The organism is Pedobacter caeni, assembly GCF_900129215.1.
Classification (GTDB): Bacteria; Bacteroidota; Bacteroidia; order Sphingobacteriales; family Sphingobacteriaceae; genus Pedobacter; species Pedobacter caeni.
Map to the genome: position 1 here is coordinate 1 of NZ_FQUQ01000002.1, position 14,197 is coordinate 14,197.

Here is a 14,197-nt window from a genome sequence, read left to right on the forward strand (position 1 = left end):
AAGGTGGTGACATCAAAGTCGAGTAATACTAATAATCCGAAGCTTTCAAGAGCAATAAACTGTTGTTTGTTCTTCCTAACTTAACTTCTTTCAATAATATGTCACTGTTTGATGGTGGGATGCGAAAGCATGATCACTGATAAAAGATCAAACAATAAAAATATTTAGGTGCCTATATCGGTGGTGTCTACCTCTTCCCATTCCGAACAGAGAAGTCAAGCCCACCAGAGCCGATGGTACTGCGGTAACACGTGGGAGAGTAGGTCGGTGCCAAATCTTAAAAGAAAGCCTGTAGGAAACTACAGGCTTTTCTTGTTTATCAGCTTTTTGTTCAGAGAGACTGATTTACAAGATCTCCATATCCCGGGCAGCAGATCGCCATCTCCTCTTCTTTTATTAGACCTGAACCCTTTGGGGCAGCCAATTATTCACCTCTGAAGCCTTCGCCACGCTATGCAGCTGGTTTATGGTGAGTTATTGCTTATTTGATGATCATAGGATCTACAGTTCAATTCTCCTGCTTCTTGAGTATCTAAGCTGAGATGATGCATCCCATGAATAGCAGAATATCTCTGGTGAAGGCTGGATTATTTATTGTTAAAAAATGCTAAATCTTTATCCCTGATATAATAAAACCGTATTATTGTATTTTACGTTAATTTATAAAAGCAATTTCAAATGAGATTCAGGCAATTATTTTTTACAGCGCTATTTTTGTTAACTAATGCTTCGGTTTTTGCTCAGAGTAAGGACGTTAAGCTCCCTGCAAACTGGTTCAATCTTGACCTTGCTCAGGACGGTTATTTTGGCATAAGTACTGAAAAAGCATATAAAGAATTGCTGAAGGATAAAAAGCCAAGGCAGAAAATCATTGTAGCCGTAATTGATGGTGGTATTGATATCAATCATGAAGATCTAAAAGACATTTTATGGACCAATAAGAAAGAGATTCCTGGAAATGGTATAGATGATGATGGCAATGGTTATGTAGATGATGTACACGGATGGAATTTTATAGGTTCTAAAAAGGGAAATCTGGCTTATGATAATTTGGAATTGGTGAGGATTTACAGGGAGTATGTACCAAAATACAGATCTACTATAAAATCAACGGTGCTTGACAGCACACAAAAGAAAGAATTTGAGTTGTATACCAAAGTCACTACAGAATTTGGTAAAAAATATAATGAAGCAGACCAAACATTCAGTGTTATTGTGGCCATTAATAAACTAATGGATTCTGTGGCAATGATCCATAAAAAAACGATACCCTCTCTTGAAGATATAGATAGTTATAAAGCAGAGGATGAAACGGAGGAGCAGGTTAAAAAGATCATCAGATCTGGTTCTAAAGAGAGTGGAAGTATTGAGAAATTTCATAAAGAAATAAAAGATGCTTACAAGCAGTATGATGTGATGCTGAAATATAACCTTAATCCTAAATATGATCAAAGGGCAGAACTTGTAGGAGATGATTATTCAAATGCGAGAGAGAAGTTTTATGGAAACAACGATATCATGGGCCCAAATGCGGAGCATGGTTCACACGTATCCGGAATCATCGGGGCCAATAGGAAAAATACAATTGGTATTAACGGGGTTGCAGCTGAGGTTAGCATAATGGGTATTCGGGTGGTTCCTGAAGGTGATGAAAGAGATAAAGATGTAGCTAATGGAATCAGGTATGCAGTTGACAATGGTGCCCGTGTAATTAACATGAGCTTTGGTAAAGGTTACAAATGGAACAAGGAAGTGGTTGATGAAGCGGTAAAGTATGCAGAAGAGAAGGGTGTTTTGCTGGTTCATGCGGCTGGTAACGATAACTTAAATGTCGATTTGGAGGATAATTATCCTAATAAATATTACGATAGTCCTGAAGCCATTGCCTATAGAAAAAAAATGGAAAAAGAGGCGCCCAAGCCAATTCCATTGGTGCCTTTAAATAGCCGGATGCAAAACCAGGGAATGGTACGCCCATCTCCACGTTCAACTGCAAAGCCAGTCGCTGATCTTACTAAATTCAACCTTCCGCATGCTTCAAACTGGATTGAAGTAGGTGCAAGTGCCTATAAGAATGATGCAACGCTAAAGGCTTCTTTTTCAAATTATGGAAAGTATAATGTAGATGTTTTTGCTCCCGGATTTATGATTAATTCTACAGTTCCTGATTCAAAATATGAAGAATTGGATGGCACAAGTATGGCAGCTCCTGTTGTTTCCGGATTGGCTGCACTTATTTTAAGTTACCATCCGGAATTGACTGCTCCACAGGTAAGAGAAATTATCATGAAATCGGTTACTAAAGTCATACAAAAAGTGAAGCTAACCAACGAAAAAGGGGAGAACACCAGGGCGGTATTCTCTGATCTTTGTGTGAGTGGTGGAATTGTGAATGCTTATGAAGCCTTGAAACTGGCAGAAAGCTACGCTAAAAAGAAATAACTTTCCTGTTTATTTCACAACAATAGCTGCAGGGAGTTGGGCCTCATATCCTTTACTTCCCTTATAGATATAGCGTGTTGTAATGGTGTATGTCCCTTTTTTTCCGGCTTTTATTCTGGAGGAAACGGAGTCAGGCAGACCATCATGATTTGAGGATGTATAGGTCCCTTTGGTTGTAACGATGATATCCCTGAAGTATTTTTTCTTAGCAGGGGGAACTGAATACTCACTTGACCAGGTAGTAGGCTCTTCCTCATCCGATCCAGTTGTCTTTTTAACGCCATATGCGGACATGATTTGCTGATAAGTACCATTTGTTCCGGCAATGAGAAATAATGCGCCAAAGAAGGGGCCTCCGCCTCCGCCATTCAGGTGTTCAATCATAAAAGCATATTGATCATCCCCAATTAATAAGGGTTTAGGAATTGGGCAATTTGAAAATGCTCCGTAACCTGCGATTGCCGGTTGAAATATTCTTAATTTCCAGCCTTCTTTTGTTAAGGCAAATTTTGCCAATCCCAAGAGCCCTCCTGTAAATCTGGAGGTTTGGAGTCCTTCCTCATCGTATTCTGAGTGATTGAAACTGATGACCTTATATTGTAATCCTGTAGAGTCTTTAAAGTCCATTACATTCATTAAGCGGGTGGCTACACCTCTTTCAAAAGGGAATAGGAGATCTCCCTCATCTCCATTTACGTCAGTGTAAGGTTTTCTGACAGTTTTTTTGATCTCCCAATTGATCAATTCATTTTGGTATCCGGCTTTTTTTGAAAGGTTATAGTATTGACCAGGGAACAATTTTAACAACGCTTTTTGCGCGTCAAAAGGCCCGGGAATTAGGAGGCTACGGGTTTTTAGTATCGTGTCGCTCAGGGCTATCTTTTTTAGATCCTCTTCCTCATTTTGTGCATAACAGGTACTAAAGATTGCTGATGTGAATAATAAAAGAAATAATACTGATTTCATAGGTGTAGTTTTTCAATCAATTATATGCATTTTTATCAAAACTCATTACTTCTTTTTCTGCTAATCGATAGGTTGTCTTTATTATAAAGATTAAGATCGTAATAAACATTACGCTGAAAGAAGAGGAGGTTAAAAAAGTGCTGATTTTTTTTACATGCCCCAAAATTATTTGTTTGTCCGGCTTATTTGGTCAGTTTTTTTCAATAAATGCTCAATTTAATCATATATTGAAGGAATAATTTAGTTGTAAATTGTAATTGTAGCTTTTGGATAGAAGCTAAAAATCCGGGATTTTATGTGGAAATGCTTCTCAATAAGAGGGGGTATTCAAATCAATTTTCGGAGGTATTCTAATTTGCTTAGTCTATGGAAGAAAGGCCTTTCAGGAATTCAGAATGTTGTAAATAGCTGATTATAAAGAGCTTTTAAACGTAAAAAAGCCCATCTTTCGATGAGCTTTTATCAGTAGCGGGGAGCAGGATCGAACTGCCGACCTCAGGGTTATGAATCCTGCGCTCTAACCATCTGAGCTACCCCGCCGGGCGTCTTTTTTCTAAAGAGTTGCAAATATAGAATAAATTACTTTTCTTTAGAAATAAATATTAAAAAAAATAGTCTAATAGTTCAAAATATAAGGATCCATCGATGTCAGAAAAGAAAAAGTTTACGTTAGAATATGAATTGAGGTCGTCTCCACGTATTTTGTTTAGCTTCATTAGTGAGCCAAATGGCTTATCTCAATGGTTTGCTGATGATGTGATTTTCCGCGATCAGCTTTATACATTTACATGGGATGACGAAATACAAAAAGCGAAGCTTTTGAGTATTAAAGAGAATAAACTGGTGAAGTTTAAATGGATCGATGATGAGCCTCACTGTTACTTCGAAATGGAAATCGTTCAGGACGAGTTAACAAATGATGTGGCATTATCCATTACTGACTTTGCTACTGAAGATACACTGGCAGAACGTACTTTGATCTGGGATAACCAGATTACCTATTTACATAGTGTACTTGGGGCATAATTTTTCGCTTGCTTTGATTACCTTTGTATATTGAAAAAGATTCATTTACTTCTGCTCAAAGCATTTATTAGGCCCTTCATCGTCACATTTTTTATTGTGATGTTTATCTTATTGATGTTTTTCCTGTTTAAATACGTTGATGATTTAATCGGGAAAGGCTTTGAATGGTATGTGATTCTGGAACTGATGTATTATGCCTCAGCGGCAAATGTTTCCATGGCGCTACCACTTTCCATCTTATTGTCCTCTATTATGACCTTCGGGACGTTAGGGGAGAACTATGAATTGGTGGCGATAAAATCTGCCGGGGTATCCTTACAAAAGGCGATGATGCCGTTGTTGGTCCTGATTGGATTTTTTGCAATTGGTTCCTTTTTATTCTCTGATGTCATGTTGCCAAAGGCCAATTTGAAATTCGGCTCCCTGCTCTGGGATATCAGAAATAAAAAACTTTCTTTTCTAATGAAAGAAGGGGTATTCAACAACAGCATTCCAGGATATTCAATCAGGGTAGATAAAAAAGGTTCAGATGGCATTTCTCTGGAAGGAGTAATGATCTATGACCACACCAGTAACAATGGGATTGCGAAGATCATTATTGCCAAGGAGGGTAAAATGGCCAGTGATGATAAGAACCTTCTGCTGAAGCTAAAGAATGGAGTGAGGTATGAAGAGGCCAGTGGAGAAAATTCTTCCTATAACCCAAGGCAGAAGTTTACCAGGATGAGGTTTAAAGAAACCGATCAGAAGTTCGACATTTCCAGTTTCAAGATGAACAGAACGGATGAGCAGGGCTTTAGAAATAATACCCAGATGCTCAATCTTAAAGGGCTTGTCAAGAAAGAAGATTCTTTAAGCAAAGAATTGGATAGTGTGAATAAATTTGCCGCTATGACTGTTTCAAGCTATTTTAAACAGAATAATTATGTTAAAGGCTACAGTAAAGTTAAAGCCGCAGAAAAACAGATTAATAAGCCTGTATTGAGCTTATTACCTGCAAATCAAAAGCTGTCAGTGATCCAAAGCGCTTTAGATCAGGCGAATTCTATCAAACAAACAACTTCAGGCAGGCTTGATGATTATACCGAACGGGCTAAAAACATTATAAAGGTCCAGATTGAGTATCAGAAGAAGTTTACACTCGCTGCATCCTGCCTTCTTTTATTTTTCATTGGAGCGCCTCTTGGAGCAATCATTAGAAAAGGTGGTTTGGGATTACCGGTGGTGATGGCAATTGTATTCTTTTTAATTTACCATATTATAGCCACTGTGGCAGAGAAGTCGGCTACTACGGGGACCCTGGCTCCATTTTTTGGACCCTGGCTGGCCATCATTATTTTATCTCCGGTTGGTGCTTTCCTCACTTATAAAGCTACAGTAGACTCTGCCTTATTTGATGTAAATAACCTTAAACAATTAGTGGTAAACCTGTTTAAAAAGAAAAAAGAGAAGCCTCAGGTAAAACCTTAATCCCTAAAAATCAGGCTTGATAACCCTTAATTATTCCTTACTTATTTATGATATTTTAACGCAGGAATTTGTGTGGGAAGGTTGTAACTTTGTACTTAATCTTAATAGCTGAACAAGCAGCTGATCATAGTGTTTGTTTATCGATATATTTCAAAAAATGGAAATCAAACTAAATGCGATAGAAGAAGCTATTGCTGAAATACAAGCTGGTAAAGTCGTTATTGTTGTTGATGATGAAGATAGAGAGAATGAGGGAGACTTCCTGACCGCTGCTGCAAATGCAACGCCTGAAGTAATTAACTTTATGGCCACTTACGGCAGAGGATTGATCTGCGCTGCTTTAACTGAACAGCGATGTGATGAACTCGGATTGGAGTTAATGGTTGGAAAGAATACTGCAGCTTACGAAACAAACTTTACAGTTTCTGTTGATTTAATAGGTTATGGCTGTACAACCGGAATCTCTGCTTCTGATAGGTCCAAAACTATTCAGGCATTGATTAACCCTAAGATCGATCCTGCAGAACTGGGAAGACCAGGGCACATCTTTCCCTTACGATCTAAGGATGGGGGTGTCTTGAGACGGTCCGGACATACGGAAGCTTCTGTAGATTTAGCCAGATTGGCTGGAATGGAACCTGCAGGGGTTTTAGTCGAAATCATGAAAGATGATGGAGAAATGGCCCGGTTACCTGACTTAATTAAAATTGCTGCTCAGCACCAATTGAAAATCATTTCAATCAAGGATCTGATCGCTTATAGGTTGAGCAAAGAAAGCCTGATCAAAGAAGAAGTAACCGTTAACCTTCCTACAGACTGGGGAGATTTTAAGATGACTGCCTATACGCAACTGGATACTGGAGCGACCCATCTGGCGATCAGTAAAGGCGAATGGTTACCTGATGAACCAGTGATGGTAAGGGTACACAGTTCTTGCGTTACCGGAGATATTTTCGGGTCCTGCCGTTGCGATTGCGGTCCGCAATTGCATAAAGCAATGGAAATGATTGATAAAGAAGGTAAAGGCCTTATTGTCTACATGAACCAGGAAGGCCGTGGTATTGGACTGGTAAACAAGTTGCGCTCTTACAACCTTCAGGATGCCGGCCTGGATACTGTTGAAGCCAATATTAAGTTGGGTTTTAAAGGAGACGAAAGAGACTATGGGGTAGGTGCTCAGATTTTGAGAGCCCAGGGCATTTCTAAAATGAGGCTGATGTCTAACAACCCTACAAAACGTGCCGGCCTGATCGGTTATGGATTGGAGATCTTAGAAAACATTTCGATAGAAATTGAAAGTAATATTCATAATGAACAATACCTGAGGACCAAACGTGATAAAATGGGACATCAGATCATGAAGGGATAAAGCGCTTCCTATTTTTTAGGGTTGTTCTTTTGCTGTTCGTTAAGAATGGCCTCTTTATTAATTAATTGCCTGGTTTTGGGAGTTTCCCCATGCTGGGCTTTTTTCTTTAGGTCCCTTTTGTATTGGCCGGTTATTTTCCGGAGGAATTCTCTAAAGCTGTCAAACTGCTGGGTATAGACTAATCCCAAAGAGGTTACATTGTTGTTTTGATTGATGCCGGAAGCAGTAAAGATGGTTTGCTGTGTAGGAGGCTTGTTTGATACTTTACCGATCAGTGTACCATCTTTTTTGATCAGACCAAGGATCTCCACTTCACCCCCCACGTTGTTTCTTGTGAATCCGGAAAGGGATAAATCATTTGTACCCCCTCTGTTTACAATCCCTGCGTTCAGGATCACCCGGTCATTAAATAGCCTGAATGAGGCATTTGCTTCCGTTAGTGAACGCACGTTAAAGTCTACGAAGTCCAGGTTTAAGGACGACAGTACATTGTTCAGCTGATTGAACAAGAGCTCAGTTGCGGTGCTGGTTACCCCACTGGTCAATTGTTTTCCTAAATCCTCATTTCCTGTACCTGGGGCAAAGCTTCTTCTGATAATTAAGCTTAGGGCCTGCAGGTTCAGGTTATTGGAATCGTTGAAATAAGCTTGCATCTCCTCCTTAATTGCAGGGTTTGAGGGGAAGAATATGTCCAGTTTAATATCAGGTTTCAATAGCAGTCCGGAAAGCCCCATTTCTACTTCAGTCAATACCCTTTCGTTTTTGTTGTTACTCTGGTCTCTATTGGCTGCAGTATAGAGGTCCCCTAAGCCTGTTCTAAGCGCGTATATGGCTTTCAATTGTATTTGGGCAGCAGTTGGGTTGCCCGTCCAGCGAATCGTTCCACCTTGCCGGATATTGAATTTCTTGTTGATGACTTCCTGTGCGGTGAAATCGAAACTACCATTTTCAATGATATAATCTCCTGACATGTCGAAATCACCGAGGCTATTGATCTTTAAGGTCAGATCTGTTGCATTTCCTCTTCCGCTAAGGTTCCCAAGACTGGTGAAGATATTAGCGACACTGTTGGGGTCAACATCCAGTTTTAAGTTCATGGTCAGGCCGTCAAAGCTGGTTTGTTTTTTAACGGTTTTGGTCGTGTCTTTACTCACGAAGGTGATGAAATCCTTACTTGAAATGGTTTCAGAGCTGTTTAGTGGGAGATTGAATACTGTTCCTTTTTCTGTTTTTGCATCAATATCAATGAACATCCGGTTGGTAGGTCCTTTGAATATAAATGTTCCTGTTCCATAAGCCTGTCCATAATAAACCGGATTGTCTTTTTCAGTCGTGTTCAATGCCATGAAATTCTTGGCTTTCACGACCACATCAATAGTTGGATTGTCAATGTTATTGAGGTCTACGGTTCCGTTTGCGATCGCCTGATTGTTGTCGACATCGACTAATTTAAGGTCATTGATCTTAATCACACTATTGTCGATCACCACCTGGTCATTGAGGGTGTATGCGGTCTGGAGGTAGTTAATGGTCATTTTGCCTTTGTCAAACGCCACTTCTCCATTGATCGCAGGTTTCTCAAAAGGCCCCTTGACTGTTAGGTCAGCAGAGATGTTTCCTTTCAATTTGGAGACCAGTTTCTTTACGAAAGGTTCCAAAACTGCCAGCTCAGTTTCATCCAGCCTCAGCTGAACATCCAATTCTTTTTTCTCCAGGTCTACACTACCCCTTGCTCTGAGTGTCTCCTTATCCAATGCCTCAATGGTCGTATAAATGTTGATCAGGTTGTTGGCTTTATGATAAGAAGAGGTGTCCGTTAAACTTCCGATATAAGTATTGTTGAAGCTAAGGGAATCAATGGTGATGTTATCTGAGATTCTGGGAGATTTTAATACCTGATATAGTTTGGTTTCCCCATTCAGATGTCCTGATAACTTAACACCAAGCCCCTTGACAAAAGGATTTAAAGTTTCCAGATCGAATTTCTCAAATCCAACAAGGAGTAGATCTTCCGGATCCTTTGAAAGGATCCCATCAATTTTTAACAGCTGATGGCCATTACTCAGGTCAAAGTTATTGATCTGTGTTTTGCCTTCATGAAAGCTGATCCTTACTTTCTCCTGGATTTTCCAATCCTCATTGTTGATTTTCAAAATGGAAGGCAGTATACTGACCCGGCCGACAGTGTCTGTTGCAAATTCTACAAGTCCGTTTAAATCGAGTGAATTTGCATCATCAGAATTGGCCAGTTTAACGTTGAGCGTCAGACTGTCATTTCTCAGGATATTTGAAATGTTGACATTCTTGATGTATAAACTGTCATTGATATCCACCCGGTCTGAAGTGATAATCGCCTGTAGCTGATTCACTGAGGTATTTTCATCCACAATGATGTTGTTCACAATGATTCCATCGTATTTTAGTTTTTTTACAAAGCCATTTACCGTTGCGGTCTTCTTTTGTGAATCGAAATTTCCAATAAAGATGGCCTGATCCTCAATCTCCAGACCCGGCGCAAGGAGCTGAGCCACCGGTTCAAACTTCTTGATCTTTAAGTTAAACTGAAAGATCTGGTCCTTATAGTTGACGATTTCTGCTTTCAGGGAAGGGATATATGTTTTCGCCAGTGCCTTGAAATAAGAGGGGAGCGTATTCAGATCATATTGCCCTTTTATGCTGGCGTCCAGTATATCGGAGTTGATCGCCAGTGTTCTGTCTTTTCCAATTCCATTGGCATTTAGTTGTATGGAATCAATATAATAAATACCCTTTACATTGTTGAGTTGTATGTGCTGTACAAGTAAGCTTCCCTGAATGTTGTCCAGATTGGTTCCCGAAAAGTTCGTGCTAAAGGAAGCATCGACCTGAAGAGAGTCTTTATACAATTTAAGTGCCCTCAGCCTGGCTTTCTTGATGTCGGCCTTAAAGTTGAACTCGGGAAGTTTTCCGTTCAGGTTTACTCCGCCATCAAAATTAAGCTTCACATTTTTGTCGTCGATCTTTAAACTTCCATCAAAGTATTTCTTTTCAAAAGTACCGTCAATGTTCACATTTCTATACCGGTAATTGTTGAAATCAATATAATCAATATCGCCGTCTAGTTTTTCGTAAAGGCTTTTGATCTCTGTTCCACGGCCTTTTACATTCAGAGATGCGGTAATTCTTCCTAGTGTGCTTTCATCAATCAGATCACCCAGGTTAAAATCGTAAGTTTTTACATTTCCTGAATAAGAAGGTGTTCCCTTTTTGTCGATTTTCATGTTTACATCAGAAACCAGGCGTCCTAGTTTGGTCTTGAACTCGCCATAGGCGATAAAGTCATTCTGAAATCCGGTAAAGGAACCATTGAAATTAACATTGCCGAATTTGGAAACTATTTTAGGAATTTGCTTTGCCTTTTTCCCGGTAATTCCTGTTAGCAACAGGTCAAGATCTTGTTTATTCGTTCCCGCCATCTCAATTTTGAGGTCCATAAAAGTCTCTTTTAGAACAGGAAGACCTTTGAGTGCGAAATCTCCTTTGATATGGGTCGCCTTACCGGCCTTAATGGCTAGTTTTTTCGCCCTCAGGTTATTTACCAGGCCTGTAATCTGCCCGTCAACATCCAGATTTAGGTTCATCTGGTCCAGCTCGGAAGTAAAGAAAGAGACATCACGTGAGGCGATATGACTATTTTTGAAATTGGCTTTCATCCTTACCTTGTTGACATAATCATTGAAGTCTTTAAAACGGTTAAAGCTCATTTTAAAGTAGTCCTGAAGTTTACTATGGTTGGTTTCCAATAGCAATTTCTGAAGTTCTATCTTATTGGTGTCAACCGTAGTAAAGGCCGTTAAATTTTTAAGGTAGAATCCGCTTTTTTCTTTAAAAGTCAGATTTTTGATGTCTGCCTGTATAATATGATCGCTGGTATTTAGCTTTTCAAAAATGCCATTCAGGTTGCTCAGATGAACATCTTCAAAATTTACCCCTTTCATGATCGTATCGATCTTAAGGTTTTTATATTTAAAATTGATGTTGTTCAGAATGACCCGGTCAAACGTAATTTTATAGGGTTTTTTCTTCTTCTTTTTTACAGGAGGCGGGCCGGAATCGAAATAGTCAATGATGAAGTCCAGGTTGGTAGATTCGTCTTTATATGATTTGAGGAAAAATATGCCATCATTGAGCTGTACGGTGTTTACATCAATAACCCTTTTTTCTAAAGAGAGCTGGTTGATGTCTACCATAAGTTTGGGCGTATTTAAAAGCGTATCTTTCTGTTGATCGAGAACAAGCAGGTTTTCCAGAACAACAGATTTAAATGGTTTGATGTATATTCCGGTTAATGAGATGGTGGTATTGAGCTCTTTTGATAAATATGCTGCTGCTTTTTTTGCGACAAAAGTCTGCACAGGCTTGAATTGAAGCGCGAATAACAGGATCGCAACTAGTAATAACACTGATGCAACAAACCAAAGAAGTATTTTTAATAGTTTTTTAATAGTTTTGTAGCTTAATAATAATCATTGTGCCAGTAATACTCGCTATTGAATCTTCTTGTGATGAAACTTCGGTTGCTATCTGTAACAACGGCAAAATTACTGCCAATGTTATTGCAAACCAAACAATTCATGAAAATTATGGTGGTGTAATTCCTGAACTTGCTTCAAGAGTACATCAACAAAATATTGTGCCTGTGATACAGCAGGCCTTAACAGATGCTAATGTAGACAAAAAGGAGCTAAATGCGGTTGCTTTTACTCGTGGCCCGGGCTTATTAGGCTCTTTATTGGTTGGGGTTTCATTTGCTAAATCTTTCGCTTTGGCATTGGATTTACCATTGGTGTCTGTGAACCACATGCACGCCCATATTCTGGCTCATTTTATTGATGATCCGAAACCTGCCTTTCCTTTTATTTGCCTGACCGTTTCTGGCGGGCATACCCAAATCGTTCTTGTGAGAGATTATTTTGATATGGAAATTGTTGGGGAAACTTTGGATGATGCAGCAGGAGAGGCCTTTGATAAAACGGCTAAGATTTTAAACCTTCCGTACCCTGGTGGCCCATTGGTAGACAAGCAGGCAAAACTTGGAAATCCACTGGCCTTTAAATTTCCAGAGCCACAGATCAAAGATTTGAATTATAGTTTTAGCGGATTAAAAACCGCAATATTATATTTCATCAGAAAGCAAGAAAAAGAAAATCCTGACTTTATATCGGAACATTTGAATGATATTTGCGCATCTGTTCAACATAGTATTGTGCATATTCTGCTCAATAAGTTGAAAAAGGCGGCTAAACAATACGGAATTAAGGAGATTGCAATTGCCGGAGGAGTTTCAGCAAATAGCGGACTAAGAGCTGCATTACAGCAAACGGCAGTAGAAAATGGCTGGAATGTATATATCCCTGCTTTTGAATATTGTACAGATAATGCAGCGATGATTGCCATTGCAGGATATCAGAAATATTTGAACGGTGATTTTGTTGAACAGGACGTATCTCCGATGTCCAGGATGAATTTTTAATATTAATAACAGCAAATTATGAGTGCAACGAGTTTTATTTTTTTCGGTTTAATGCTGATTCCTTTTATTGCTTTTATCGTATGGTTGATCAAACAGGATAAAAAGCGGAATTACCTTGGATTAGCAGTGTTGCTTGCTGCGATTGTTGTTGCAGTTATTGTGGCAATCTATGTGGATGCAAAATATATGAAGCTGCAATAACGCAGAACTGAACACTACACGTACACTTAAAAAAAATACAAAAAGGCCCTGCCTTGTCATTGACAAAGCAGGGCCTTTTCTAGTATTTGTGTCTGGCACCAGGTGCCCCGTCCTGAAAATAGTCAACCATTTTCAGGATCGGACACAAGAATATTAAACAACTCTTTCTTCTAATTTTTCGCCAGTTACTTCGGCTCTGATCTTAGCTTCTATTTCTTCAGAAAGTTCCGGGTTATCCAATAACAATTGTTTAACGGCATCTCTTCCCTGACCAAGCTTAGTCTCTCCATAAGAGAACCATGAGCCTGCTTTCTTGATGATGTTGAAATCTACACCTAAATCGATGATCTCTCCGGTTTTAGAAATACCTTCACCAAACATAATGTCGAATTCTGCAATTCGGAAAGGAGGAGCAACTTTGTTTTTTACAATTTTTACTTTTACCCTGTTTCCTGAAACTTCATCAGAATCTTTAATCTGCGAGGTTCTGCGAATGTCTAAGCGTACTGAAGCATAGAATTTCAAGGCATTACCACCAGTAGTGGTTTCAGGATTTCCAAACATCACCCCAATTTTTTCACGTAATTGGTTGATGAAGATACAGCAGCATCCGGTTTTTGCAATTGTTCCTGTTAATTTACGAAGGGCCTGAGACATTAAACGGGCTTGTAATCCCATTTTTGAATCTCCCATTTCACCTTCAATCTCTGCTTTTGGTACAAGCGCAGCAACAGAGTCAATCACGATCACGTCTATTGCACCGGATCTGATCAGGTTATCTGCAATTTCCAGGGCTTGTTCTCCATTGTCCGGTTGAGATATCAATAAGTTATCTACATCTACTCCTAGTTTTTTTGCATAAGTTTTATCGAAAGCATGTTCTGCATCTATGAAAGCTGCAATTCCACCCGTTTTTTGTGCTTCTGCAATAATATGAGTAGCTAAAGTCGTTTTACCAGAGGATTCAGGGCCGTAGATTTCGATCACCCTTCCTTTTGGAACACCACCTATGCCTAAGGCAATATCTAAACTAATTGATCCTGTAGAAATAGATTCAATAGGCTCTACAGCGTTATCACCTAATTTCATTACGGTACCTTTACCATACGATTTCTCTAACTTATCTAAAGTAAGTTGTAATGCTTTTAATTTGTCTGCGTTTACGCTCATATTATTAAATTCTGGGAGTAAGATAAAATATTACCGTTGGA

9 protein-coding genes, 1 tRNA gene and 1 rRNA gene are annotated in these 14,197 nt (G+C 39.2%); 7 read left to right on the plus strand and 4 right to left on the minus strand.

All coding sequences use genetic code 11. The annotated features are described in order from the left end of the window. Positions 1 to 164: 164 nt before the first annotated feature. Together rrf and BUC20_RS07385 are read left to right on the plus strand one after the other, a co-directional pair. Positions 165 to 276 (plus strand): 5S ribosomal RNA (gene rrf, locus BUC20_RS07380). 402 nt (positions 277 to 678) lie between these two features. After that, positions 679 to 2,442, plus strand: a complete 1,764-nt coding sequence (locus BUC20_RS07385) for a S8 family peptidase (RefSeq protein ID WP_073229615.1) — start codon at positions 679 to 681, stop codon at positions 2,440 to 2,442. A gap of 9 nt (positions 2,443 to 2,451) precedes the next feature. Here the strand turns inward: BUC20_RS07385 and BUC20_RS07390 are convergent, their stop codons facing one another. Both BUC20_RS07390 and BUC20_RS07395 read right to left on the minus strand, forming a co-directional pair. Continuing rightward, complete coding sequence (locus tag BUC20_RS07390; protein ID WP_073229617.1) at positions 2,452 to 3,408, minus strand: hypothetical protein; 957 nt, start codon at positions 3,406 to 3,408, stop codon at positions 2,452 to 2,454. Between the two features lie 466 nt (positions 3,409 to 3,874). Then, positions 3,875 to 3,948, minus strand: a tRNA-Met gene (locus BUC20_RS07395). 105 nt (positions 3,949 to 4,053) lie between these two features. On the opposite strand from BUC20_RS07395, the gene BUC20_RS07400 reads away from it, so the two are divergent. From BUC20_RS07400 to BUC20_RS07410, 3 genes are all read left to right on the plus strand, one after another. After that, positions 4,054 to 4,434 (plus strand): START-like domain-containing protein, encoded by a 381-nt coding sequence (locus BUC20_RS07400; protein ID WP_073229621.1) that lies wholly within the window; start codon positions 4,054 to 4,056, stop codon positions 4,432 to 4,434. 30 nt (positions 4,435 to 4,464) lie between these two features. Next, a complete protein-coding gene (locus BUC20_RS07405) occupies positions 4,465 to 5,904 on the plus strand; it encodes an LptF/LptG family permease (protein ID WP_073229624.1) in 1,440 nt (479 codons plus the stop codon). Positions 5,905 to 6,061: 157 nt separating this feature from the next. Next, positions 6,062 to 7,273, plus strand: coding sequence for a bifunctional 3,4-dihydroxy-2-butanone-4-phosphate synthase/GTP cyclohydrolase II (locus BUC20_RS07410; RefSeq protein ID WP_073229627.1), 1,212 nt, complete (start codon positions 6,062 to 6,064; stop codon positions 7,271 to 7,273). An 8-nt stretch (positions 7,274 to 7,281) separates the two neighbouring features. Here BUC20_RS07410 and BUC20_RS07415 read toward each other — a convergent pair whose 3' ends face one another. Next, complete coding sequence (locus BUC20_RS07415) at positions 7,282 to 11,667, minus strand: translocation/assembly module TamB domain-containing protein (protein ID WP_234994476.1); 4,386 nt, start codon at positions 11,665 to 11,667, stop codon at positions 7,282 to 7,284. Positions 11,668 to 11,783: 116 nt separating this feature from the next. Between BUC20_RS07415 and tsaD the strand changes: the two genes are divergently transcribed. Together tsaD and BUC20_RS07425 are read left to right on the plus strand one after the other, a co-directional pair. Further along, positions 11,784 to 12,785 (plus strand): tRNA (adenosine(37)-N6)-threonylcarbamoyltransferase complex transferase subunit TsaD, encoded by a 1,002-nt coding sequence (tsaD, locus tag BUC20_RS07420; protein ID WP_073229632.1) that lies wholly within the window; start codon positions 11,784 to 11,786, stop codon positions 12,783 to 12,785. An 18-nt stretch (positions 12,786 to 12,803) separates the two neighbouring features. Then, a complete protein-coding gene (locus tag BUC20_RS07425; RefSeq protein ID WP_073229635.1) occupies positions 12,804 to 12,986 on the plus strand; it encodes a hypothetical protein in 183 nt (60 codons plus the stop codon). 153 nt (positions 12,987 to 13,139) lie between these two features. Here the strand turns inward: BUC20_RS07425 and recA are convergent, their stop codons facing one another. Continuing rightward, positions 13,140 to 14,156, minus strand: coding sequence for a recombinase RecA (gene recA / locus BUC20_RS07430; RefSeq protein WP_073229638.1), 1,017 nt, complete (start codon positions 14,154 to 14,156; stop codon positions 13,140 to 13,142). Positions 14,157 to 14,197: the final 41 nt, after the last annotated feature.